Annotated in this window: 22 protein-coding genes and 1 tRNA gene; 16 read left to right on the top strand and 7 right to left on the bottom strand. The window is 46.5% G+C overall.

Annotated elements, in window-relative coordinates:
* Positions 1-5 precede the first annotated feature (5 nt).
* The 4 genes from AOC34_RS04330 to AOC34_RS04345 all read left to right on the top strand — a co-directional run bounded on the left by AOC34_RS04330 (position 6) and on the right by AOC34_RS04345 (position 3,813).
* The gene (locus AOC34_RS04330) at positions 6-977 is read left to right on the top strand and encodes an acetyl-CoA carboxylase carboxyltransferase subunit alpha (RefSeq protein WP_108468932.1); all 972 of its coding nucleotides are present in this window, start codon (positions 6-8) and stop codon (positions 975-977) included.
* Positions 943-2,340 carry a tRNA lysidine(34) synthetase TilS gene (tilS, locus tag AOC34_RS04335; protein ID WP_108468933.1) on the top strand — a complete coding sequence of 466 codons (1,398 nt, stop codon included), beginning with the start codon at positions 943-945 and terminating at the stop codon, positions 2,338-2,340. The genes AOC34_RS04330 and tilS overlap by 35 nt, the downstream gene beginning before the upstream one ends.
* A gap of 74 nt (positions 2,341-2,414) precedes the next feature.
* The gene (locus AOC34_RS04340; RefSeq protein WP_108468934.1) at positions 2,415-3,665 is read left to right on the top strand and encodes an aspartate kinase; all 1,251 of its coding nucleotides are present in this window, start codon (positions 2,415-2,417) and stop codon (positions 3,663-3,665) included.
* 53 nt (positions 3,666-3,718) lie between these two features.
* Positions 3,719-3,813 (top strand) — tRNA-Ser (locus tag AOC34_RS04345).
* A gap of 109 nt (positions 3,814-3,922) precedes the next feature.
* On the opposite strand, the gene AOC34_RS04350 is transcribed toward AOC34_RS04345, so the two are convergent.
* Positions 3,923-4,195: a hypothetical protein gene (locus AOC34_RS04350; RefSeq protein ID WP_108468935.1), complete on the bottom strand. Its 273-nt coding sequence runs from the start codon at positions 4,193-4,195 to the stop codon at positions 3,923-3,925.
* Positions 4,196-4,823: 628 nt separating this feature from the next.
* On the opposite strand from AOC34_RS04350, the gene AOC34_RS04355 reads away from it, so the two are divergent.
* The 8 genes from AOC34_RS04355 (at position 4,824) to AOC34_RS04390 (ending at position 13,049) form a co-directional block, all read left to right on the top strand.
* On the top strand, positions 4,824-5,651 hold the full coding sequence (locus AOC34_RS04355; RefSeq protein ID WP_108468936.1) for a cation transporter: 828 nt from the start codon (positions 4,824-4,826) through the stop codon (positions 5,649-5,651).
* 17 nt (positions 5,652-5,668) lie between these two features.
* The gene (locus AOC34_RS04360) at positions 5,669-6,004 is read left to right on the top strand and encodes a YnfA family protein (RefSeq protein WP_108468937.1); all 336 of its coding nucleotides are present in this window, start codon (positions 5,669-5,671) and stop codon (positions 6,002-6,004) included.
* 215 nt (positions 6,005-6,219) lie between these two features.
* Positions 6,220-6,555 (top strand): hypothetical protein, encoded by a 336-nt coding sequence (locus tag AOC34_RS04365; protein ID WP_159074808.1) that lies wholly within the window; start codon positions 6,220-6,222, stop codon positions 6,553-6,555.
* 136 nt (positions 6,556-6,691) lie between these two features.
* Positions 6,692-7,909: a TolC family protein gene (locus tag AOC34_RS04370; protein WP_159074809.1), complete on the top strand. Its 1,218-nt coding sequence runs from the start codon at positions 6,692-6,694 to the stop codon at positions 7,907-7,909.
* Between the two features lie 13 nt (positions 7,910-7,922).
* Complete coding sequence (locus AOC34_RS04375) at positions 7,923-8,495, top strand: hypothetical protein (RefSeq protein ID WP_108468940.1); 573 nt, start codon at positions 7,923-7,925, stop codon at positions 8,493-8,495.
* Positions 8,492-9,532: an efflux RND transporter periplasmic adaptor subunit gene (locus tag AOC34_RS04380; RefSeq protein WP_108468941.1), complete on the top strand. Its 1,041-nt coding sequence runs from the start codon at positions 8,492-8,494 to the stop codon at positions 9,530-9,532. Before AOC34_RS04375 ends, AOC34_RS04380 begins: the two co-directional genes overlap by 4 nt.
* 10 nt (positions 9,533-9,542) lie before the next feature.
* Complete coding sequence (locus tag AOC34_RS04385) at positions 9,543-12,665, top strand: efflux RND transporter permease subunit (protein ID WP_108468942.1); 3,123 nt, start codon at positions 9,543-9,545, stop codon at positions 12,663-12,665.
* A gap of 15 nt (positions 12,666-12,680) precedes the next feature.
* Entirely contained in the window at positions 12,681-13,049 is a 369-nt protein-coding gene (locus tag AOC34_RS04390) for a hypothetical protein (RefSeq protein WP_108468943.1), read from the top strand.
* Between the two features lie 719 nt (positions 13,050-13,768).
* Here the strand turns inward: AOC34_RS04390 and AOC34_RS04400 are convergent.
* The 4 genes from AOC34_RS04400 to AOC34_RS04420 all read right to left on the bottom strand — a co-directional run bounded on the left by AOC34_RS04400 (position 13,769) and on the right by AOC34_RS04420 (position 18,752).
* Positions 13,769-16,150 (bottom strand): DUF3987 domain-containing protein, encoded by a 2,382-nt coding sequence (locus tag AOC34_RS04400; protein WP_108468945.1) that lies wholly within the window; start codon positions 16,148-16,150, stop codon positions 13,769-13,771.
* A 573-nt stretch (positions 16,151-16,723) separates the two neighbouring features.
* Positions 16,724-16,912 carry a helix-turn-helix transcriptional regulator gene (locus tag AOC34_RS10395; RefSeq protein ID WP_108468947.1) on the bottom strand — a complete coding sequence of 63 codons (189 nt, stop codon included), beginning with the start codon at positions 16,910-16,912 and terminating at the stop codon, positions 16,724-16,726.
* Between the two features lie 95 nt (positions 16,913-17,007).
* Positions 17,008-17,505 (bottom strand): hypothetical protein, encoded by a 498-nt coding sequence (locus AOC34_RS04415; protein ID WP_108468948.1) that lies wholly within the window; start codon positions 17,503-17,505, stop codon positions 17,008-17,010.
* A gap of 2 nt (positions 17,506-17,507) precedes the next feature.
* Positions 17,508-18,752 carry a tyrosine-type recombinase/integrase gene (locus tag AOC34_RS04420; RefSeq protein ID WP_159074810.1) on the bottom strand — a complete coding sequence of 415 codons (1,245 nt, stop codon included), beginning with the start codon at positions 18,750-18,752 and terminating at the stop codon, positions 17,508-17,510.
* Between the two features lie 263 nt (positions 18,753-19,015).
* Here AOC34_RS04420 and AOC34_RS04425 point away from each other — a divergent pair, with 263 nt between their 5' ends.
* Positions 19,016-20,062, top strand: coding sequence for an AI-2E family transporter (locus AOC34_RS04425; RefSeq protein ID WP_108470046.1), 1,047 nt, complete (start codon positions 19,016-19,018; stop codon positions 20,060-20,062).
* Positions 20,063-20,076: 14 nt separating this feature from the next.
* On the opposite strand, the gene AOC34_RS04430 is transcribed toward AOC34_RS04425, so the two are convergent.
* Positions 20,077-20,751, bottom strand: a complete 675-nt coding sequence (locus AOC34_RS04430; protein WP_108468950.1) for an alpha/beta hydrolase — start codon at positions 20,749-20,751, stop codon at positions 20,077-20,079.
* A gap of 83 nt (positions 20,752-20,834) precedes the next feature.
* Here AOC34_RS04430 and AOC34_RS04435 point away from each other — a divergent pair, with 83 nt between their 5' ends.
* The gene (locus tag AOC34_RS04435) at positions 20,835-21,341 is read left to right on the top strand and encodes a DUF1993 domain-containing protein (RefSeq protein WP_108470047.1); all 507 of its coding nucleotides are present in this window, start codon (positions 20,835-20,837) and stop codon (positions 21,339-21,341) included.
* Positions 21,342-21,359: 18 nt separating this feature from the next.
* Positions 21,360-21,860, top strand: coding sequence for a hypothetical protein (locus AOC34_RS04440; RefSeq protein ID WP_234408154.1), 501 nt, complete (start codon positions 21,360-21,362; stop codon positions 21,858-21,860).
* Here the strand turns inward: AOC34_RS04440 and AOC34_RS04445 are convergent.
* The gene (locus AOC34_RS04445) at positions 21,848-22,384 is read right to left on the bottom strand and encodes a thermonuclease family protein (protein ID WP_108468951.1); all 537 of its coding nucleotides are present in this window, start codon (positions 22,382-22,384) and stop codon (positions 21,848-21,850) included. The two genes, AOC34_RS04440 and AOC34_RS04445, sit on opposite strands and share 13 nt — an antisense overlap.
* 147 nt (positions 22,385-22,531) lie before the next feature.
* Between AOC34_RS04445 and AOC34_RS04450 the strand changes: the two genes are divergently transcribed.
* On the top strand, positions 22,532-23,548 hold the full coding sequence (locus tag AOC34_RS04450) for a DUF6352 family protein (protein WP_108468952.1): 1,017 nt from the start codon (positions 22,532-22,534) through the stop codon (positions 23,546-23,548).
* Positions 23,549-23,554: the final 6 nt, after the last annotated feature.

Raw genomic sequence — 23,554 nt, forward strand, 5'->3', positions numbered from 1 at the left:
AAGCCATGAAGACTACTTTTTTGGATTTTGAGCAATCCATCGCCGAGTTAGAGGCGAAGATCGACGAACTGCGTTTTGTGCAGGATGAGTCCTCGGTCGACATCTCCGATGAGATCAAGACGCTCTCTGAAAAAAGCCAGCAACTGATCAAAGACATTTATGCAGCGCTGACCCCATGGCAAGTATCTCAAGTGGCACGTCATCCGCAGCGCCCCTATACCTTGGATTACGTCAGCGGCCTGTTTACTGATTTTCATGAGTTGCATGGAGACCGCACATTCGCAGACGATCAATCGATTATTGGCGGCTTAGCCCGTTTCAATGGCACAGCATGCATGGTGATTGGTCATCAAAAAGGACGCGACACCAAAGAACGCGCCTTACGAAACTTTGGTATGAGTCGGCCTGAGGGCTATCGCAAAGCAATGCGCCTAATGCGACTTGCCGAGAAGTTTCAGATTCCTGTATTTACATTTGTGGATACACCCGGCGCGTTTCCGGGTATTGATGCCGAAGAGCGCAATCAGTCTGAGGCGATTGGTCACAACCTGTATACCCAAGCAGAATTAACTGTACCGATTATTGCCACGATCATTGGTGAAGGCGGTTCGGGCGGCGCCTTGGCGATTGCAATGGGCGATGTCGTGTTGATGTTGCAAAACTCAACCTATTCCGTTATTTCGCCAGAGGGCTGCGCTTCCATTTTATGGAAGACCGCCGCAAAGGCGCCGGAAGCGGCCGAGCAGTTGGCTCTGACTGCCCAGCGCTTGAAAGGCCTTGGCTTAATCGACAAGATTGTGTCTGAGCCGACTGGCGGTGCGCACCGTGACTACGCGAGCATGATGGATAACATGCGTAAAGCATTAACCGAGTCACTAAAGGTGTTTCAGTCGATGGATGTCGATACGCTGCTCGAGCGTCGCCATGAGCGCCTGATGAGCTATGGCAAGTTCAAGGAAACCAATCCCAAGGCCTAAGCCCACGGTAGGGCTGGCGCAATCCACCCGCGATGCCTTGCGTTTGGGGGCAGACAATCGAACCGGTGCTCCACCTCAATTAGCAATTGCTTTCAGTGGCGGCCTTGATTCCGTGGTGTTGCTCGACTCCATTTGCCGACTGCATCAGGCCCACACAACAAAATCAGATAAACCAAGTATTTTCGCTTTTCATATCCACCATGGATTACAAAAAGCAGCCGATGAGTGGCTCTTGTTTTGTGAAGCGCTCGCCAAAAAATATAAGATCGGTTTTGATTTTCGTTTGTTGCACATCGATACCAAATTAAACCCTGGAAACATCGAGGCGAGAGCGCGTGCTGCACGCTATGAGGCATTGACTGAGCTATGCGCCTATCACGGCGTTCAGGATCTTTTGCTCGCGCACCACCAAAACGATCAAGCTGAAACCGTGTTGTTGCAATTGCTGCGTGGCGCTGGAGTTGCCGGCTTATCGAGCATGCCGGAGAGTAGGGCGCTGGCGACATCCACAGAACAGACCAGCAGCATTACGCTTTGGCGACCATTGCTGCGCTTAAGTCGCGACGAGCTCGAAGCCTATGCTCGCGAACATAAGCTGAAATGGATTGAAGATCCCAGTAATCGCAGTAGCAAGTATCGGCGTAACGCGATCCGCAAGAGCATATTGCCCAAGTTGGAAAGCATTCAACCTGGCGCTACTGCCAATCTTGCGCGCAGTGCCGATATGTTGGCGCAGGCCCAGCAATTGCTGGATCGCCTGGCTCAGCAGGACGGCAAAAAGATTAACAACACTAAAACCAATACCCTCAGCGTGCAGCCCTTGCTTGCCTTGAATGCAAGCGATCCTGCGGCGGCAAATAATCTGTTGCGGTACTGGCTTAAGGTCGCTGGTTTGGCGATGCCATCTTATGAGCGCCTCCAAGCATGGTGGCTAGATTTACAGCAGGCTCGTAGCGATGCCAAACTGGAGTGGCTGCATGATGAATGCAGCATTCGATTGTGGCGGGGGCAGCTGCAGATCGGTGCATCGGCAAAGCCAGAGGAAGGCGAGTGGACTTTTGTTTCTGTTCCAACAGGTAGCGCTCAAGGGGGGCTACCGGCTGCATGGATTACGAAGTCCAAGAAAACAGGTGCGGTGGAGTTTCGTGAGCGCAGCGGCGCTGAGCGTTTACAGGTCTCTGCCAGTGGGCCGCGTAAGACACTGAAAAACCTGTACCAAGAAAATGCAGTTCCACCCTGGCAGCGCCAGGCCCCACTCTTATACATTGATGGCGAGCTGATTGCGGTGGCGGGGATAGGGGTGAGTTACCCCCATTTGGTCTGCACGGGCAGGCGGATGTTGCCGGAGTGGAAGCCCCTTTAGAGTGGCTTGCCAGTCAAAACGCTGTAAAATAGCGCCTTTAGGCAATTCACCTCGTTTTTAACTGCATACCCCCTATGGCATTAATTGTTCACAAATACGGTGGCACCTCGATGGGCTCGGTTGAGCGTATCCAGAATGTCGCCAAACGCGTCGCTAAATGGATGCGTGCTGGCCATCAGGTTGTGGTCGTCCCGTCGGCGATGTCCGGCGAAACCAATCGTTTACTTGGCCTTGCTCGAGACATTAACCCGAGCGCCAATCCAAGGGAATTAGATCAAATTGCTTCCACTGGCGAACAAGTCAGCTCTGGCTTGTTAGCTCTAGCGCTCCATAAAGAGGGCATTGATGCGGTGAGTTATGCAGGCTGGCAAGTCACCATTCATACCGACTCTGCCTTCACCAAAGCGCGCATTATGGGCATCGATGATCAAAAGATCATGGCTGATCTCAATGCGGGCAGAGCAGTCGTCGTAACCGGCTTTCAGGGGGTTGACCCCAATGGCAACATTACGACTTTGGGTCGTGGTGGCTCGGATACTTCCGCAGTGGCCATGGCTGCCGCACTGAAAGCAGACGAGTGCTTGATTTACACCGATGTGGATGGGGTTTACACCACCGATCCACGGGTATGTGAAGATGCCCGCCGCCTCGATAAGATCACCTTTGAAGAGATGCTGGAAATGGCCAGCCTTGGCTCTAAGGTTTTGCAAATTCGTTCGGTTGAGTTTGCTGGTAAATACAAAGTCAAAACCCGGGTTCTGTCGTCGTTGACCGACCCACTGATACCCCTTGATACTGAAATGAAGTCGGGTACCTTGATTACATTTGAAGAGGACAGCACCATGGAAGCCGCCGTTATTTCAGGCATCGCCTTTGCCCGCGATGAAGCCAAAATTACCGTACTCAGCGTACCGGATCGTCCTGGTATTGCTTACCAGATTCTGGGTCCCATAGCCGATGCCAATATCGACGTTGACATGATTATTCAGAATCAATCCGTGGATGGTAAAACCGACTTTACCTTTACCGTACCCAGAGCCGATTACCAAAAGGCTATGGATCTGCTCAAAAATACGGTGCAGGCACATATTGAAGCCAAGGAAATCGCAGGCGATCCTAAAGTGTCGAAGGTATCGGTTGTTGGCGTTGGTATGCGTTCGCATGTGGGCGTAGCTAGCAAGATGTTCCGTACCTTATCGGAAGAGGGCATCAATATTCTGATGATTTCGACGAGCGAGATCAAGATTTCAGTCGTGATCGATGAGAAGTACATGGAGTTAGCCGTACGTGCCTTGCATAAGGCATTTGAACTCGATCAAAAGTAAGAAAATCCCATAGAAACGGCGCATCCGTTAAACTGTGGGCTGTTTTGAAATACGGAGACGTGGCCGAGCTGGTCGAAGGCACTCCCCTGCTAAGGGAGCATCGGGGCTAAAACTCTGATCGGAGGTTCGAATCCTCTCGTCTCCGCCAATAAATTTGGCAACCTACCTGCTTTTTGCCATATACAACAATGACTTAGCCCCTTAACCGGGGCTATTTTTTTATCTAATATTTCTCTGGTACCCGCACCGGTACCCGTTTATTCTTCAAAGCGTTCCCTGACCAATGGAATGTTATCCAGCTTATCTTTAGGTGGTGGGGTAGATGTAGTGCGGTGTCTTTGTTCGTCTTCTGACGCCGCCTCAAACTCTCTGACGCGCTGCAGCTCCAGTTCTTTAGTCTCGGCTAGCTTTGATGCTGGAATGACCTTGCCGTCCTTAATGAGGCGCTCCAGGTGGAATTGCTTAAAGGTTTGAGTCTTAACCTTGCCAGAATATTTAGCGGTGCTGTTATCTGAGCTGTCGAAGTCCATGCAATTACTCTAACAAAATTTTAGCGGGGTACCCCGTCATCAATTTTCTGAAAGCCGACCCCCACCCACCCGGCACCCCCCATTTTTGAAAAAGGGTCCCTCGCTTTACCCATACACATTGATCTGCTCAAACGATTTCAATTTTTCTAGTTTTTGTCAAAACTTATACATGTGATCACAGCGGTAAGGTGCATGGAAGTAATGTATTGTGCTATCAATGACCAGGATTTCTTCCTACGATATTTATCAATGCCCCGACTGTAATCGTGAGCATATCTTGCCGAACTACGCCTCTATAAGTGTGACGCCTGCCGTTGATGCATTTGTGTCAACCGAAGATTTAAGGATTTGTTTTTGTTGTGGGTCTGTAAAGCTGTTTTCGGCATTTGTGTATGTCGGCAGTAAGCAAAAGCCAAGACCTAGTTACACGCCGCCTTATGTGAAATTTATTAAGCTGTTATTTGGCGTGAAGCAGCCTGAGATTGAGCTGCATCCAACTCGTATATACCCCTATTTAAATCAAACAAGCCGCTAACCCGCTCTAATTCAAAAGGGCGCCAATGTCCCAAATCGGCCAATAGCGGTCTATCCTCATGATCCTCAAAAATTACGCTACATTACTGATTTAATGTCAAATCATCTTAATCCCTCAATCTCTAAAACCATATTCATCGTGCCTGCTATGGATTGTCCATCGGAAGAGCAGATGATCCGCATGGCATTGGGCTCATTATCAATACACACGATGGATTTTGATATTCCCAATCGAAAATTAATCATTTGTCATAGCGAAGAGCCTAATGTGGTTCTCGATAAATTAGTTCCCTTAGGTTTTGGGGCAAAGATTGAAAGCAGCCAAGTATTAGAAGACTTTGAAATTAAGCCAATTCAATTGGATGCCGCCAAAGATGCTCAAGAGCGAAAAGTCTTAATTTGGCTCTTGGCATTAAACGGATTGATGTTCTTTGTTGAGATTATTGCGGGCTGGATTGCCCAATCGGCAGGGCTTATTGCTGATGCTTTGGATATGTTTGCCGATGCCGCAGTCTATGTGGTGGCTTTATATGCCGTTGGTAAAGCCGCACAGCACAAGCTCAAAGCCGCTAAATTAGCTGGTGTGGTTGAATTACTTTTAACTGCTCTTGCTTTTTGGCGTACGGGTTATCAAATTTACATTGGGACAATGCCTGAACCCAATGCCATGATTTGGATTTCGCTACTTGCTTTGACGGTTAATGTCACCTGCCTATGTCTAATATCTAAACGCAAGAATGATGGCGTTCATATGCGAGCCAGTTATATCTTCTCCGCCAATGATGTTTTGGCAAATCTAGGAGTTATTGTTGCTGGTGTATTGGTGGTTTGGCTCAATAGCCCCTATCCAGATTGGGTCATTGGACTAGTTATCGGATTCTTAGTATTAAGCGGTGCTATTCGTATACTGCGTTTGAAGTAAAGCTAAAAGAGGGTAATTTGGAATTTATAAAACTCACAGGACTATTTGCTATTACGGCTGTAGCCGAGATTATTGGTTGTTATCTTCCATGGCTTGTATTGAGACAAGATAAGCCTGCTTGGTTGTTTTTGCCAGCGATAGTATCTCTACTATTATTTGCGTGGTTGATAACCCTTCACCCTACCGCCGCAGGTAGAACTTATGCGGCGTATGGCGGTATGTATATTGTCGTTGCTCTGATATGGCTTAGACTGGTTGAAGGAATTGAACTGACAAGGTGGGATGTAGTTGGGGCAATAGTCGCCTTAATTGGTATGGCAATTATCGCTTTTCAACCATTTAGTAGGACCTAGTGGCATGTTGTTTAAAACCACAGTCTGGATACAGAGTCGGGCATCTTAAGCTTTGATCGATTCTGCCTAGGGACATCAAGAAACACTAAAATCGTCCTGCGTAGGTGTTTTACTGGTATGAGCTGTCGGTAACATCTTTATCCAAAGCTAATCCATTAAGCGTTTGTGAGAAAGCTCATAATGCAAAATACTAAGAAATATGCTGTAATTAGCCAATGAGAAAAATCCTGATAATTCTGGCCCTGCTAGCTTTATCGATACAAACCTCCTATGCTACGGTTTCTGCTTACTGCCAAGAAGAGCGGGCAGCAGCTTCCCATGTTTCTCATCACGAGCATGAGGAACCAGCCAATATTGCCTCAGCTAGCGATTCTACAAGCTACGATTCTGATTGTGGAGTCTGTCATTTGGCGCATTCTCCAGCATTGCATTCCACTTTTACCATTTCAATTGCCACTACCATCTTTCATTATGAAGATGCTCGAGTGGAGTTTTTAGTCAATATTTCTCCTCCCCCTCCTGAAAAACCCAATTGGTTCGCTCTCGCCTAAGTTAGCGAGAGCTTTAACCTAATTCTTCTCCTCTCGCTAACTCTGTTTTGAACAAACAAATGGAGTTTTTATGTTGCGAGAGTATTCGGGCGTAGTTCGTCGCTGCGTCATTCAATTTACTGGATTGGTTTTTATATTGGGATCGCCAATTGCGCTGGCTAATGGCGAGCGCAAAGCTGAGTCGGCCTTAAAGTCCTTCTATGAATCTTCATGGGAGCGCCAACCTGACTACAAGTCCTATCAGTATCGAGTAGAGGCCGCGCTTGCTAAGCAAAAAATTGCTAGCAGCCTTTTGGTAAGCCCCGCTTCGGTTGAGGTGTCGCAAAAGACCGATAGAACTAACACCAATCAAGGCGCTAGTGAAACCATACTAGGTCTAGATATCCCCCTATGGTTATGGAATGAGCGGTCAAGCTCAATTAATTTAGCGGATGCTGAATATAAAAAGCTTTTGTCTCAATACTATCTATCCCAATTGAGAATTGCAGCTGAAGTAAGGGATGCCTATTGGAGTTACCAGAAATCAAAAATTGAGTCTGATTTAGCGCTACGCAGAAATGAGAATGCAAAGAGCTTGGCTCTTGATGTTGAAAAGAGATTTAAGGCTGGAGACTTATCTCGCGCAGATCTTCATCAGGCCAATGGCGCCCTCGCATCATCAGAAGCTTTTTTGGTCGAAGCACAAGCCAATGTCATTAATGCTGAGCAAAGGGTGCGTTCTTTATTGGGAAGTGAGTATCTCAAGAAAATCCAATTCGGTGACATTGCTAAAAATATTGAACCGTTACCTAAGGTTCCTGAAAACCTGTCAGGACTAGATTCTAGTTTGCCAATCGTTGCAGCACTTGTAGATCAGTTAGAGGTTGCCAAAAAAGCAGTTGACTTAGCAAAGTCTCAAACTCGGGCATCCCCACAATTGCAAATATGGACTACTAAGGGCCGTGAAGTCTATGGCGTTCCCTATCAGCAATCAGTTGCTGTTGGGTTAAGAATTCCTTTTGGTTCTGATGCTCGCAATACTAATAGATTGGCCAGTGCTACAGCTGAGATGGTCGATTCAGAGGTTCGATTGTCCTATGAGCGAGAGTCTGCATTAAGTAATGTGGAATCAAATGTGGCTTTAGTGAAGTCGGCAAAAATGAAGCTTGGCGCTGCAGATAAGAGGTCTAACTTAGCCAATGAAACACGTCAATTTTTTGACAAATCATTTCGCTTTGGTGAAACCGATTTGCCCACAAGACTACGTATAGAGCTAGAAGCAGTGGATGCAAATAGACAGGCTGCGATTGCAAAAATCAATTACGCAGTTTCAGTTTCAAATTTACGACAGGCCCTTGGCCTGTTACCAGAGTAAGGTCACTTTAACTATGAATTTATTGAACAAATATAGTCAGTTGGCGTCAAAACTATTAATTGCGCTATCTCTGACAATCGCATCGGCAGCTTATGCAGGGCCTGGTCATGGGGAGGAAAAACCCACCACTGCACAAACTCAATCATTACCTCGCTTTTATGCTGAATCTGATCTCTATGAGGCGGTAGGAGTGATCAATGGTAAGGAAATCACGCTCTACCTAGATCGCTACTCCTCCAATGAATTGGTCAAAGGAGCTAAGGTTGAAATTGAGCTTGAGGGCTCTAAAATTAGTTCAGAGCCTCATGGCGATGGAGAGTATCTCTTTCGCCTAAAAAATAAAATTAAAGATCAGCCTACTGCGATCACTATCACGATTAATGATGATGATGTTACCGACATACTAGCAGCCACTATCGATCTAAGTTCCTTTGAGCGCTCCTCATTGATCACTTGGAAATCAGCAATAAAAATCTTGCTTTATTTCAGCCTCTTGATGGCAATTGCCTATTTTTCCTATCGCAAGAAAGAGGTGTTGATGACGCATACAAAAAAATTAATTAAACAAATCAAGGAGCGGGTATGAATCGCAAACAAAGAGATTTTGTATTTCGCCCCTTTATTCTTATTGGTTTATCTGTGGCGCTATTTGCTTTTAAGGTTCATGCTGGGCCGGGTCATGGCGAGTCGGAAGCATCTCAAGTGCAAGGCGACGCCCCGAAAAGACAGTCGGACGGCAGTCTTTTTATTCCCAAGCCTGCGCAACGCCAGTTACACGTGATGACAACTCCCGGCCAGTTCGGGGAATATGCCAAAACCTATGATTTAGCTGGAAAAGTCATCATGGATCCTAACTTTGGCGGTAAGGTGCAGGCGATTGTTGCTGGCCGTATTACGCCGGGACCAGCTGGTTTTCCATTGCCCGGACAGAAAGTGAGTAAAGGCGATATCTTGGCGTATGTAACGCCAGAGGCTGGCCCAGGAAAATCAAGATCACTTGCGGAAAGTCGACTAAAGCGTTTGCGAGATCTGAGCGATACAGTTCCTCGTAAGACTATTGAAGAGGCAGAAGCCGCGGTTGCTAATGAAGAATTAAGAGCCCCAGTCAGCGGAATTATTTCTACTACGGGTGTCGTATCTGGCCAAGTAGTTCAAGCAAGAGATTTAATCTTTGAGGTCGTTAATCCATCTAAGCTATTAATAGAAGCGCTTGCCTACGACTCAAATCTGAGTAAGAACATCGCTGATGGCAAAGTGGATGTCAATGGCAAAGTGATTGAGCTCAAGTATCTTGGTGGTGGACAGGCTCTCAGAGAGCAAGCTTTACCTCTTACTTTTTCTGCTAAATCGGACGATCTCCAATTTTTACCGATAGGCCAACCCATTCGAGTATTCGTAAATACCGATAGCAAGGTCACTGGAGTTAAGGCGCCTTCAAAATCATTAGTCAAAAGTAGCTCGAACCAAACAATTGTCTGGATTAAAAAGTCCCCAGAACTATTTGAGCCCAGAACAGTTGTATATGAGCCTTTAGATGGTCAGAGCATTGTTATTACTAGCGGTATTAAAGATGGTGAACGAGTCATTACTGATGGGGCATCACTCATCAATCAAATTCGTTAAGGACTAAGACATGTTTACTTGGTTATTAGATTTCAGCTTAAAAAATCGCATGATAGTGATTTTGCTCAGTGCTATATCTATGGTCTATGGTGCGTACACCTTAAGCAAGATGCCTGTGGATGTCTTTCCCGATCTGAATAAGCCTACTGTCACCATCATGACTGAGGCTGGCGGAATGGCTTCAGAAGAAGTTGAACAACTCATTACATTCCCACTCGAAACGGCCATGAATGGTTTACCAGGAGTAGAAGCCATTCGCTCAGTATCTAGCGCCGGCCTCTCTTTTATATACGTTACTTTTGACTGGTCTGTAGACATCTATCGCGCTAGGCAAATGGTTTCAGAAAGACTCTCATCTATGGACGGAGCAATTCCGGATGGCATTGTTTCGCGTATGGGGCCCATTAGTTCGATCATGGGTGAGGTTATGCAAATTGCCATTCCGATTGATGAATCTAAGATTTCATCCATGCAGGTTCGCGAGTATGCTGATTGGGTTTTGCGACCCAGATTGATGGCTATCCCCGGGGTAGCGCAAGTCATTCCTATTGGCGGGCAAGTTAGGCAGTTTCAAGTACAACCTAATACTCGTCGTATGGCGGAGCTAGGCCTTAGCATATTGCAGATTGAAGATGCATTGCGGGGCTACTCTGCAAATACGTCTGGTGGATTTCTTGAGTCTAATAATCGTGAGTATCTCATTCGTCATATAGGGCGAACTTCTAGCCTTGAAGATTTAAAGAACATTGCCGTATCGAACCGCAATGGACAAACAATACTTTTAAGACAAGTTGCAGATATTACTTTTGCACCAGCAGTTAAGCGAGGTGATGCCGGTTATGAAGGTGGGCCAGCAGTCATTCTAGGTGTACAAAAACAACCTTCAGCAGATACGGTAGTGCTAACAAAAAAGATTGAATCAGCTATTGCAGAATTAAAGCAGGGCTTGCCAACTGGCATGGAAGCTCCAAAAGTAACATTTAGGCAGGCGAGCTTTATTGATGCATCCATTAGCACTTTAGAGGGTAAGCTCATCGGCGCATCAATCTTTGTTGCTGTAGTGCTGTATTTCTTTTTAGGAACAATTCGCCCGGTCCTCATCTCATTAACAGCAATTCCAGTTTCAATTCTCTTAACTGCCCTGGTTTTTAAGTACTTTGGTTTATCAATTAATACGATGACCTTAGGAGGCCTAGCCATTGCAATCGGCGGCCTAGTTGATGATGCAGTAGTTGATGTGGAAAACGTGATTCGTCGCCTTAGAGCAAATCTAGATAAAGCATCTTTAGATCAATTAAGTCCACTAGCGATTGTGAGAGCCGCCTCGCTTGAGGTAAGGACCGGCATTATCTACGCTACAGCCATCATCGTTTTGGTATTCATCCCATTATTTGCATTACCAGGTATAGAGGGGCGACTATTTGTGCCTTTGGGTATTGCATTTATAGTCTCTACTCTTGCATCACTTTTAGTTTCAGTGACTATCACACCAGTACTCTGCTTTTATCTGCTGCCCTCAATGCAGTCCCTGAGGGATCACGATACAAAGATTGTCACTTGGCTTAAAAGCCATTATGAGTTTCAGTTATCAAGGTTGTTAGCGGCGCCTAAAAAGCCTCTGATGTATGCTTTTGCATCCGTCATCGTAGCTGCTGCCAGTGTTCCCTTTATGGCGAGCTCATTTTTACCGCCCTTTAACGAAGGGACTTTACTGATCGGGCTGCGTTTAAATCCTGGTGTCTCACTCTCTGAATCGGCAGGCCTAGCCAGCCAAGCAGAAAAGTTAGTCAGGCAGGTTCCTGAAGTGACTTATGTTGGACGCAGGAGTGGCCGCGCAGAATTGGATGAGCATGCAGAAGGTGTACATGTGAGTGAGTTAGATGTTGGTTTAAAGCCTGCGGGTGATTTAGATCGCTCCATGGCTGAGATACAGGCAGATATTAGGTCAAGATTAGTTAACTTACCCGCTGCAATTGCGATCGGTCAGCCAATCTCACATCGAATAGATCACATGCTTTCCGGGGTTCGGTCGCAAATTGCGATTAAGATTTTTGGCGATGATTTAGACGTGCTGCGTAGCCAAGCCGATCTTTTGAGATCCAAATTAGCGGGCATTGAAGGCTTAGTTGATCTAGAAATAGAAAAGCAGGTTTTAGCACCACAAATTAAGGTGCGAATTGATTACGATAAAGCAGCGCAATACGGAGTTTCAACTTCTCAGATTATGGCCACCTTGCAGGGCATGGTTGAAGGGGAGAGACTCTCGCAAATTATTGAGGGTAATCGACGGTTTGCCTTAGTGATCAAGTTACCAGACTCAGCAAGAAATTTAGAAGGTCTTGCTGATATCTTGATTGATACGCCAAATGGAAAAATTCCACTCTCAAAAATTGCTAGTATTGAGGATGGGGATGGCCCAAATCAAATTAGCAGAGACGGCGGTAAGCGAAGAATTATCTTATCGGCTAATGCCTCCAAGCGTGCCCTGTCGGATATCGTGGCTGACATTAGAGCTGTTATTTCTAATCAGACCCTTCCAGAGGGATACTTCATTACTTTAGATGGTCAATTTAAAGCGCAAGAAGAGGCATCTAAAGTAATTGGCTTGCTATCAATTGGCTCATTTCTCTTGATGTTTGCGGTTTTAAATAATCGCTATAAGTCCATACGCTTATCTTTAATGATTATGTCTAACATTCCATTGGCTATGGTCGGAGCAGTGATTGGTTTGTGGATTTCAGGACAGCCACTCTCGATTGCTGCACTAATAGGATTTATCACGCTAGCAGGAATATCTGTGCGTAACGGAATCTTAAAAATTAGCCATTACCTAAATTTGATGCAGTCAGAAGGTGAATCGTTTAGTCTGGCAATGATTATTCGCGGATCAATTGAGCGCTTAAGTCCTGTACTAATGACAGCTTTGGTCACAGCTTTTGCCTTGGCACCATTGTTATTTGAAGCAGAGCGTCCTGGTACAGAGATATTGCATCCGGTAGCAGTTGTTATTTTCTCCGGGCTCATCAGCTCTACCTTATTGGATACTTTTTTAACGCCAGCCATGTTTTGGCTTTACGGGAAAAAAGCATCTGAAATAGCCTTGAGCAATATGAAAACTAACGAAGTATTTTAATTTAAAGGGGTTTATATGAAATCAATGATGGTGATTGCAACCTTGCTCATCAGTTTTACTGGCTTAGTTCAAGCTGGAGCTGGCCATGAATTAAAACCAATGCATGGCGGTGTCATAGTAGAGGCTAAGGACATTGATGTTGAATTGGTTGCAAAGCCTGATAGCTTATCGCTGTATTTGACGGACCACGGTAAACCGATACCTATAGATGGTGGGACCGCAAAGCTGACAGTCTTAATTGGATCAGATAAAAAAGATTTCGAGCTACTGCCTAATGAAGGGAAATTGGAAGTGAAAGGTAATTTCGCTATTCCCAAAGGGGCTAAGGCCATAGCAGTTATCAAAATAAAGGCGAAAGTGATTACAGCAAGATTTAATTTATAAGTTAAATCACCTCAATCTAGCCTATAGATTGGGCTGTTGTTAAGTAATCGGATTGCTATCGTTGATTAGTGGAGCCATGTTCCGCCAAGGTCCGCTTTGGGTCGATAGCAGCCATTGCAAAACCAGCGTTTATCCAAATATTCAGCTACTTTTGCATTTTCTTTCGAGTGACCGTATGAATGGCTGAAATCAGTTGTTCTGGCTCATTCATATCAAGTTTTATATAACCATTAGGCTTTCTACCTCGTGTATAGCCCCCATGAAACATGCCTATTGAGTCACCAATGTCCCTCAAGGTTAGGAGGATAGTCGCGGAAAGCCTATGGTCGGCCTCGGCTTCTTTGGTTCTTTCTCCATTTTTATATCGCCAATGATTTATGCCTTTGGGTACTTTGCGTGGATGTTGGGGTTGATGTATGGCGCAAGCGTGTAGGGATTTATATGCGCACGGGTTCTTGCAGCGCCTCCCAAGTCTAGTCAAGACTTGGCATCGTTTGGCACCATTTAATACACTTGGCAGCATGGTAAAGCCTTAGACATATAAAAACATATGGTGTAGGGGGTCTTTGGAGAGCTAATTTTTTTATTTCCCGTATTAAAAGGATCTGTTCGACCATTTCGTGTGTTTCGTAGGTATACCCCCACCATGTTTATAGTTAATTGAAAAAAATCCAAAAAACATAGCAGGGGGGTACCCACAAAACCTACGAAAGTCATACTCATAAATATGTGTCAGCAATGCGCGGATTTATTTTGTAAATAGTTGTCTTTCTTCCGCTGTTTTCAGATAGATGCTCAGTTAACCAGTTATGTTCAACCAGAGCATTTACCGCTAGAAGTACTGCATCTTTATTTGACAAACCCGCCCATCCCTTATGAAGAACGCTGCGCTGAGTAAAGTCATCTACTAATTTACCTTCCAGCAACTTCCTGGCCAGCGCTTTTGCGGGTGCAGAGTCCAATCCATTTACTGACCCATATGTTCTTTTAGCGTGGGACTTAAGGTATCTGGCAAATTGAAGCGCTGTTCCGAGGCTATCTTCTGAAACCGGCCCCTGATGACCGTTTATCAAGTGAAATAGTAAAGCTAATCCTGGCACTAGACTGCGGTATTTTGCAAAATGACTATGTTCTGATGGGGCTAGGGATCCAGTGCGCAACATTGCTTCATTCTTCTGATACCAGTCATTAAATATCTTCTGTGCTGAACTATCAAAATGTAGCAGCGATACTCCTGCTGAATTTTTACTCGAACCGGCAAGTGGGATATTGCCGAGTTGGTTTAGGGAGGTGATTGCCTTAGTCATTTGTGTAAGCGCTTCTTTATTGGCCGGTCTATCAATATGCTGATAGTCCCCAACATGTTCTGGCCAAACGAGTAGCTGGAACCGCTGCAGTAAGCCATCATTTTTAGAGTTTCCACTTTGAGCATGTCGCACGTAGGATTTAATTCGGTCAGGCTGAAATCCGCCAAATACTGCTAACTGATATCTAGTAAGAGTAATAGAGTCTCTTGTGATGCGATCGAAGGTGTAATTTCCCTGGCCACCCCAGCCTGATAAGTAAAAGCCACGCGCAGCTTCTTGTCCAGGTGTATCCAGTGATTGAAGGAGGCCGGAGAGTTCATCTGCCAGGGCAAGGATTCCGCGTGGATTCTCGGCCAGTATTTCGCCTAATGCTTGGTAGGTCACATCATTAACTATGTATCGAGTTTTTACGGGTTTGGTTGGCTCTACTGGGAACGCTGTAGTTTTTTCACTCTTAAAACTTGCCATTGCTTTATCAAAGGCTGCCTTATCGGTCCGATACTGCGCATAGTCTCTTTTGTATTGTGCTGCAGCCATTTCTTCAAGGTGTTGAAGTGGTTTGAGCGATGCATTTAGAGCAGGAGTTTTCATGCTGCCAGGCGAGCCGATGATGCCTCCCCAGAAGCCAGCATGAACCACCCAGGAGTCATCGAACTCTTTGGGGAGAATGCCCACTGTATTTCCTAATGCAGTACCGGCGCCAACTATTGCAGGGATGGCAACGTAATCAAGAGGGCAGCTAAGCCGTTCGGCAATATCTAAACACCCAGCTCGCAATCCTTCAGGAAGCCACTCTGGATCGAGCTCGAGCACTGGGAGCAATTCACCAGGTAGCTTTTGAGGTTCTGGCCAGCCATCTTGATTTGCTGCTCCTGCTGCCATTTCAATATCAAATCGTTTGGCGGGATTTGTCCAGCCTTGCCGTTGAGCCTCGGAGAATATATGCCTGTAATCAATGCTTGTTGGTTTCAGTGAGTCCCATGTGTCAGAAGCATCGAGGGGTTCATACTTTTTGGAGGTCATGGACCACTCTATCCACAAGCCGCGACCAACCTCACCAAGATTTTTAAGTGCCAAACCAGCTTTAATCCAGTCATTACGATCATCGGCTCGAATATGAAGTAGGGCGCTTCTTAAATTCTGAATATCAACAGGAAGTAGGCTGGTACTGGCTATTGAATTTTGCAATAGTGAGTTGAATAGAGGGCCACCTTCCGCAGCTATTTTTTTTGGTGCCGCTCTCTCTTGCCATATCTGCAACAACTGCTTAGGGATCATGGGAATGTGGCGCCAATCTCCCTTGCCGGCCCATTTATATTCTGCGCCAGTTTCCGGGTGAATGGAGGGTGGCAGTAAATCCTGAACGGTTTTCCCGTTGCTTGATGCGCAACGAAACTCCAAGACCATAGCCTTTGTCTCTGGATCGCTAATCTGGTAGGTTTCCATGGGGCCAACCTCTAGGGGCAGTCTATACAACAGCTTACCCCGGTTGCTGCGACCAGAACTTACCTGTAATGCATCATCAGCATCCAAGAGAGCCCGCAAGTCCACGCCCCTGTCAGCCAAGTATTTACTGGCTAAACTGAAATCGTCAATATCCAGTGCTGCAGTAGCTGACGGCGAACAATAAAGATGCGCGATCCCAACATTTCCGTTAATCGCCGCAGCATGTCCTGGCTCTGTAACTACATTTTCACGCTCGTTCCATCCTTTGCCTTTTGGACCTTTCTCGCCCCTGGGGATGGGTACTAGAGCGTAACCATGTTCTACGTATTGTGAGATTAGTGGGTTCATTGGATTTTGACCCCCGGGTTAAGGGCTTCAATGATTGTCTCTAGGCGGCGCACAAGTTTCTCTGCGTGATATTTAGAGATGCAAGGGGAGGAGCCATCCATAAAGAAATTGCCATCGACACTACAAGACCAGCCTTGATATAAGTAATAGTGAGCTTTGATTGTTGCCACATCAGTGGCGGATATATGGAGATGCGGGTATTGACTGTAGTCAACCATCCCTGACCAATGCATACCTATTGGCCTGTAATCCCTATTGACGAGGATGAATATTCCTGGAGTTAGCGTCTCATGTATTAGGTATGGGATATAAGGCCGAAGACTTTGTACGGCCCTCTTATTGAATCGACTATTTGTGTATGGCTCAATACCAGCTGCGTGCTTTAGGCTCTTTATTGATGAAATAATATTTTGCTGCCAGTGCGGCAGCGTCTCAATTCGACGTGAAGACAGCGGTTTGTGGTTTGGGTTTAAAGTTGATAACATGGAGACAATTCCTTATTAATATTCGATTGGTAGGGGTTTAGAGCTAGACAGGGTGACTGCCCAGATCTAGCTCTTTTTGTTTTGGTGCTCATAGACGTTCTCCAGCTATGCGAGATTTGAGCCACGCATCGATTACGTCACTTGGCCAGCCCGTACTTCTTGCTGTGAGCTTGACCCCTTGGGGGAATAGATTGAGTCGGATTTGTTTGTAAATCGAAGATGGCCTTAGGCCTGTGATTTCACAAACTTCTTTGATGCGATAGATTTTTATTGGCATTTATGGAGCCCTCAGTGGTTATGAAGACTCCATTGAAAAATATAGGATTGCTTTAAGTTGGCTATGTATTTCCTATACAACAATGCGTAGATTACCTAGCGTTTTGGGCGCCCCCTAGAGTTCATGCCTTGTCTTTTTTTGGTTGCCGCCTCTTTTTCTTTATATTTAGCGATCTCCACTTTCAGCTTTTCAATTTCTAAAGATTTTTCGATTGTTATGGCAAACATAGCATCGGGATCATTTCGTTCTGCATCGCTAAGGTCTGTGGGGATTGCGCTAATCTCGATAACTTCGTTTACGGACACATTAAAGATTGCCTTGAAAGGGCACGCGGGAGTGCGGAACTCTTTTAATGGCCCTCGACGTTTATATAGCCACTCACCAAGGTCTTGGCATCTGTATTGCTCACGCTCTCGGTTGCCTTCATTCAAAATGACTTCCGACCTTATTGGATCGAGAACCTCCTTTTTAAAATCTGAAATGTAGTTGCGAGATTTTTCCGTCGCCTCCTTGCTTGTTTTGCCGCATTTAACAAGATGATTGGTAATTGCAACCTCTATGACATGTCGAGTTACGTAACCTTTTTTAGCCATATTTAAGCTGCCCTAAGTGAAGTAACATTCGCATTCGTTTGGTTGCCCGTAGCTTTTGCATCACACCAGTCTGCAAACCATTGCATCATTTTGATTCGTTCATCCATAAAATTGGAGCGTAGGTAGGCTCGGCGCACTTGGTTTTTCTCTGCGTGGTCAAGTTGTCTTTCAATTGCGTCTGGATTAAACCCATTTTCATTGAGCACGTCAGTAATTAAAGACCGCATGCCATGGGTGGTTACCTTGAATCCAAAACTGTGCAGTGCATGTCTGATTGTGTTTTCAGACATTATTTTGTGCTTCCCGCCACCTGGGAATACTAAGCTTTCATCATTTCTGTATGTGAGTTTCTTTAAGTTTGTGAGGGCGGCGATAGCTTGTTTTGGAAGGGGTATGGCATGTTCTCTGCCGCTTTTCATTCTGGATGATGGAACTGCCCAAGTGCCATTTTGGAGGTTTATTTCCTTCCATTGGGCTCCTCGAATGGAGTTATCACGTAGCCCTGTATAGATTGCCATTTGAACTGCGCAAACGGTCTTCGGATCAAGTGTTTGCTCCTCCCCTGTTTTTCTTAAACATTTAATGAGGTCACCAACCTGATCCTGGGGTAAAGCTGCGAAATGTTTTACGGGCGGTTTTTTTAGATAGGAGTTATCAGCCATATCCCTGGCTGGATTGATAGTCCCGCGATGGGTGTCGCGAGCAAAAGAAAATACTTGGGCCGCTATCGCTCTTGCGCGTCTGGCCGACTCCTTCTTGCCTTTATCGTAGGCAGCTTTAATAATTGCAAATAGGTATGCTTCTTTGATTGAATCAATTGGGAGGCGCCCCAAATCAGGGAGGAGGTAGCGACGCAACAAACCTTCATTTCGTTCGTAATGGTGTGAGCTCCATTCAGATTGATTGCGCGATAGCCAATCTCTTGCTATAGCACCGAAAGTTTCTTCACCTTTGACTATTCTGCTGGCCTTAGCTATGCGCTTTGCGGTAGAAGGGCTGTCACCCTTAACTACATGCTCTCGAGATTCCAATGCTTTTGCGCGTGCGACCTGAAGTGAGACTGTGGGGTAGCTCCCAAGTCCAGCCGACTTCTCTTTACCGCCAAGGCGATACCGGTAGATCCATGTGCGACTTCCATCAGGTCTGACGCGCAGACGCAATCCTGCACCATCGTTTAAGTAATAAAGCTTTGCTTTTGGTTTTGCAGCTTTGCAGCTTGCTTCGGTAAGTATTTTCTCTGCTGCCATTTCGCTCTCCAGTACCCACATCAGTACCCAATTTTATCGTAGATGCTGATAGAGTGCTATAGAGTTTAGTAACTTAAAGTACCCGTATTTATTGGGTTTCAAGGATTTATATATCCATTAGTGAAGTTTCATAAATCATAATTCGACGGATCTCGTCTCCGCCAGATTGTGCATATGAGCCCCTGTATTGGGGCTCTTTGTTTTTTCTTGGCATCAATCTATTCAAGGTGGCCGTCGTAAATAATGAAAGCAAAATCCTGACTGTGAACCCAATTATTACCAACCGACTTGCAGTCATTCTTGCCTTAGCTGGGCTTGGGGTCGGTTGCCTATTAGTTATCTGGCCTTTCTTAACTTCATTGGCTTGGGCCATCATCTTAGTAACAAGTACCTGGGGTATTTTTAAACGCCTCGATCGCATATTTGGTAATCGCCGCCTGCTGACTGCGACGGTCATGACCTTGCTTGTAACGGTAGTGTTGCTAGGCCCTATATCTGCGGTTGCGCTTGCACTCTCCGATAACATCAGCGACCTCAGCGCCAATATCATTGCCAGCTTTCAGGACGGCTTGCCAGAGGAGGTATTGCAGTGGCCACACTACGTTCCTGTCTTTGGTGACGCGATCGAAAATTACCTGCAGCAATTTGTTCACGATAAAGCGCGACTCAAAGTTGAGATACAAACTCTTGCAGCTCCGATACAAGCATTCGCATTAGCGAGTGGTCGGGTTGCTTTGCAGGGCGTTCTCGATATGGCGCTGTCGGTGTTCTTAACCTTCTTTTTCTTTTTGCATGGCAGCAGCCTATCCAGCAAGCTCTCGGTATTTGCAAAGCGCCTGAGCGGGGAGCGGGGCGAAAGTCTGATTGCCGTCGCTGGCGAAACCGTACATGGTGTTATTTACGGTGTATTGGGTACCGCATTGGCGCAAGGCGTGCTTGCAGCCATTGGCTTTGCGATAGCAGGCATCCCATCCGCAATATTACTTGGCCTCATTACTTTCTTTTTATCGGTAGTGCCAGTCGGCCCGCCTTTAGTTTGGGGCGGCGCTGCATTCTGGCTGTTTCAGCAAAACGAAACGGGCTGGGCCATTTTTGTTTTAGCTTGGGGCTTCTTACTGGTCAGCACGGTTGATAACATCATCAAGCCCTTCATCATTAGCCGGGGCTCGAACTTACCCTTTGTAGTGGTGTTCTTGGGTGTGCTGGGCGGAGTGATTGCATTTGGAGTGATTGGCGCATTCTTAGGGCCGGTTCTTCTGGCGGTCACCTACCATCTCGTTCTGGAGTGGACATCCGATTCAAATAAATAAATCAACCGCATTGTTTAGCCATGCATTGTCAGCACACGCCGTAAAAAATGCCCAATATCAATTACCTCGATCGGGTGTAGGGAGTGCTCCATTGGATAGTTTTTCCACTGCACATCGTAGCCATTGGCCTGCAGAAAATCCCGTGAACGTTCACTGCGCTCTGGAATAATCACTGCATCCCAGTCGCCATGCGCTAAGAAGATGGGCGTATCTTGATTGGCTGGATTGCGCTCAGCTAATACACTCGAAGCTAAAGGTAGATAGCCAGAGAGCGCCATAATGCCGGCGAGGCGCTGTGGAAAGCGCAGGCCCGTATGCAGTACCATCGCACAGCCTTGCGAAAAGCCGGCCAACACAATGTTCTGGTAAACAATGCCGCGGCTCGCTTCCCGCTCGATGAGGGCGCCGATGGCTTTGGCAGAATTCTGAATACCACCGGCATCTTCTGGATCACTATCGCTTCTGCCGATGATGTCGTACCAGGCGGGCATCACATAGCCGCCGTTGACTGTGACCGGCATGCTTGGCGCGCTTGGAAAGACAAAGCGGATTCCGGGAAGGCCATTTAAGTCCAATTGGGGGACAAGCGAGGCAAAGTCATTGCCGTCGGCGCCAAGGCCGTGTAGCCAAATGATGGCGGCGGTTGGGTTATCGGAGGTTTGCATCTCAATGCAGGGCAGGAGTTCCATGGGCGCTTTGGTAAGAAAAGTGAAAACCGTATTTTAAGTCGAGTATGCTGATATCCACTCAACTCACTGGATCGACCCTTTTTATGACTATTTCCATGTACCAGGCCAGCGCGCCACGCCTCATCAATAGCATGCGCAATTTATCCGCTATTTTGGATAAAACCCAAGCCTACATTGATGCCAAGAAAATCGATCCCGCGGCGCTACTGCAATTTAGGCTCTTTCCGGATATGCTCAATTTCACTCGGCAGGTTCAAATTGCCAGTGATACCGCCAAGGGGGTAGTTGCCCGTTTGGCTGGGGTTGATATTCCAGCATATGAGGACAATGAAACGAGCGTAGCCGAACTACAGGCGCGGATTGCCAAAACCATCGCCTTCATTGAGGGCTTCACTCCGGCTCAGATCGATGGAACCGAAGATAAGGCCATCGTGACCAAGCGGGGCGATAAAGAAACCCATTACACCGGCATGCAGTTTTTATTGGGTCACGCCATTCCCAATGTGTACTTTCATGTATCAATTGCGTTTGCCATACTGCGCCATAACGGCGTTGAGATTGGTAAACGGGATTACTTGGGCAAGCCATAAACACACGCTCGTGAAGTAATGTTCAAGCGCATTTACCGTTTTCTCTCTGGCCAGCCTGCTGCAGCCCTTGGTTTTGTGCGTAACGACGGTGGCAGAGTGGCTGCGGGGTTCCAGGGTGGGGCTGGGGATTGCGTGGTGAGGGCCATTGCCATCGCCGCCGAACGACCCTACCTTGAGGTCTACGAGGCCCTGCGCAATGCCAATGCACACTATGCTGAGCATCGCAGTAGTCGCCTAGCTAAACAGATTGCAGTACGGGGTTCAACACCGCGCAACGGCAACCACCGCTCCGTTTTTCATGATTACATTTTGAGCTTAGGATTTGAATGGGTGCCAACGATGGCGGTGGGGCAGGGTTGCCAAGTGCATATGCGCTCTACGGAGATACCCGCTGGAAGACTGATTGTGAAGGTATCCAAACACCTCAGTGCGGTCATTGATGGGGTAATTCACGACACGCATAATCCAGCGCGCGGCGGGACGCGCTGCGTCTACGGTTACTACATTCAGAAACGATAGCTGCTGGCTGCTTTTGCTGCGCGCGCCTCTTCTTTAGCCTCTTTTCGGAATTCCCAGGGTGGCACCGGATTGGGATCAGCCCACAAACCCCGTTGCTTTGAGCGTGCATCGGCTTCTGCCTTTGCGTAGCGTAGAGCTTCTTCCTTGGGCTGCTCTTTTGCGTAGTGTTTGTAAAACCACGCGTAGCCATCCTGAATCATGCTTTGATTAATGTCGACGCCACCAATGTAAATCACGCCGAGGTGACGCCCATACTGGTCTTGTTTTCGCAAATCCACTTCCACATCGTGTTTAAAAATACGACTGGCTAAATGATCACGGGCTTTTGTGCCAAAGGCTTGTTTCTTTTCGGGGGTATCAATTCCAACCAGCCGAATTTTGAGCTGCCGCTTGTCTTCTGTCAGCAAGGTAATGGTATCGCCATCGCTGATGGCAACAACCAGGCCGGGAGTTAGCGGTCCGGCACTGATTGCGGCCGAGGCAAATAAAACAAGGGTAATGAGCAGGGAGCGAATGGCATTCATACGATTATTGTTACATTTTTGATGATTCTTACCGTATTTTTATGTGTAATTTACTAAATTAAACATGCCCACATTCGATAGCGCCCCAAATTAGGTGACAATCGCAGGTGTTGTATTCCTTTTTGATTTTTTGCTGAGCGAGTTTTTATGCCTTCTTATTGGTCCAGTAGCCCGTATCGTCACCTTCGCATTAGTCCTGATAACCAGCTAATCGTGACGGACGATTTTTTGCGTACCTACTTAGATCGTCCTGAGCTCGCTTTAATACCCGAATCCTGCGCGGTGGAGCAAGCTCTGCATCAGCGTTTACTTGAAAACCCCCGGGCCGAAATCACTGAGGCAGAAATTGCCCAGATGCAGGATGCCGATATCCAAGTTAATTACGGCATTTGGCTGCGTTACCGTAGCAAGCTACTGAAGGCATCTTCGCTTGAATCTTTTTACATGAGCTTGTTTGAGGGCGATGGTGTTGATGTTCCCCCTTTGTTTATTAGCCAGTTAACTCAAGTCTTTTTACAGCACATTCTGGGTGAAGATGCTGCGCCACTTGAAGTTCGCATGGCAGAACTCTTTTTTAGAACACAGGCGATTTCGATTCAGGAGGGCGGAGTGGTAATGGCCGCCGATGCCCAGACGATTGAGCGCAGCGCTAAGGCTGATGAGTTTGGCAGCATTGTGGATTTACTCAAGCAAGGCACGATGGCTTCACAATCGGTTGATTTGGATGTGTTGCATGAAGAAAATGCCAGCAACTACTGGGAACGCACTGAAGATTTTGATTTTGCGGTTCAGCTTAACTATAGTCAGCCGACCACACGCAGTTTTTGCAGTGTGCTGCAAAAATGGATTCACCATTTTTTAGGAGTCGACGTCAAAATTAAACCCCTGAAAGAGGTGAGCGATCCGAATTGGGTATGGCATGTGGGTTTGGATGCGGCCTCGACTGAAATTCTGAATGCGCTGTACAACAAAGAGTCTGTTGATGAACCCGATATGGCTCGCTTATTGTGTTTGTTTCGTTTGGAGTTTATTAACTCCACCGATACGCGCCCAGAATTTGCAGGACGGAACGTGTATATGGCGATTGCAATGAACGAGAAAAATGAGCTCAAGTTAAAGCCGCAAAACCTGCTTTTTAACCTACCGCTGGCCAAATCATCCTAGTCTGAC

Origin of the sequence: Polynucleobacter difficilis (assembly GCF_003065365.1) — a bacterium.
Classification (GTDB): Bacteria; Pseudomonadota; Gammaproteobacteria; order Burkholderiales; family Burkholderiaceae; genus Polynucleobacter; species Polynucleobacter difficilis.

Coding starts and splice junctions, on each gene's coding strand:
- AOC34_RS04330 (WP_108468932.1), top strand. CDS start 6: ATGAAGACTACTTTTTTGGATTTTGAGCAATCCATCGCCGAGTTAGAG.
- tilS (WP_108468933.1), top strand. CDS start 943: ATGGCAAGTTCAAGGAAACCAATCCCAAGGCCTAAGCCCACGGTAGGG.
- AOC34_RS04340 (WP_108468934.1), top strand. CDS start 2,415: ATGGCATTAATTGTTCACAAATACGGTGGCACCTCGATGGGCTCGGTT.
- AOC34_RS04350 (WP_108468935.1), bottom strand. CDS start 4,195: ATGGACTTCGACAGCTCAGATAACAGCACCGCTAAATATTCTGGCAAG.
- AOC34_RS04355 (WP_108468936.1), top strand. CDS start 4,824: ATGTCAAATCATCTTAATCCCTCAATCTCTAAAACCATATTCATCGTG.
- AOC34_RS04365 (WP_159074808.1), top strand. CDS start 6,220: ATGAGAAAAATCCTGATAATTCTGGCCCTGCTAGCTTTATCGATACAA.
- AOC34_RS04375 (WP_108468940.1), top strand. CDS start 7,923: ATGAATTTATTGAACAAATATAGTCAGTTGGCGTCAAAACTATTAATT.
- AOC34_RS04380 (WP_108468941.1), top strand. CDS start 8,492: ATGAATCGCAAACAAAGAGATTTTGTATTTCGCCCCTTTATTCTTATT.
- AOC34_RS04385 (WP_108468942.1), top strand. CDS start 9,543: ATGTTTACTTGGTTATTAGATTTCAGCTTAAAAAATCGCATGATAGTG.
- AOC34_RS04390 (WP_108468943.1), top strand. CDS start 12,681: ATGAAATCAATGATGGTGATTGCAACCTTGCTCATCAGTTTTACTGGC.
- AOC34_RS04400 (WP_108468945.1), bottom strand. CDS start 16,150: ATGAACCCACTAATCTCACAATACGTAGAACATGGTTACGCTCTAGTA.
- AOC34_RS10395 (WP_108468947.1), bottom strand. CDS start 16,912: ATGCCAATAAAAATCTATCGCATCAAAGAAGTTTGTGAAATCACAGGC.
- AOC34_RS04415 (WP_108468948.1), bottom strand. CDS start 17,505: ATGGCTAAAAAAGGTTACGTAACTCGACATGTCATAGAGGTTGCAATT.
- AOC34_RS04420 (WP_159074810.1), bottom strand. CDS start 18,752: ATGGCAGCAGAGAAAATACTTACCGAAGCAAGCTGCAAAGCTGCAAAA.
- AOC34_RS04430 (WP_108468950.1), bottom strand. CDS start 20,751: ATGGAACTCCTGCCCTGCATTGAGATGCAAACCTCCGATAACCCAACC.
- AOC34_RS04435 (WP_108470047.1), top strand. CDS start 20,835: ATGACTATTTCCATGTACCAGGCCAGCGCGCCACGCCTCATCAATAGC.
- AOC34_RS04440 (WP_234408154.1), top strand. CDS start 21,360: ATGTTCAAGCGCATTTACCGTTTTCTCTCTGGCCAGCCTGCTGCAGCC.
- AOC34_RS04445 (WP_108468951.1), bottom strand. CDS start 22,384: ATGAATGCCATTCGCTCCCTGCTCATTACCCTTGTTTTATTTGCCTCG.
- AOC34_RS04450 (WP_108468952.1), top strand. CDS start 22,532: ATGCCTTCTTATTGGTCCAGTAGCCCGTATCGTCACCTTCGCATTAGT.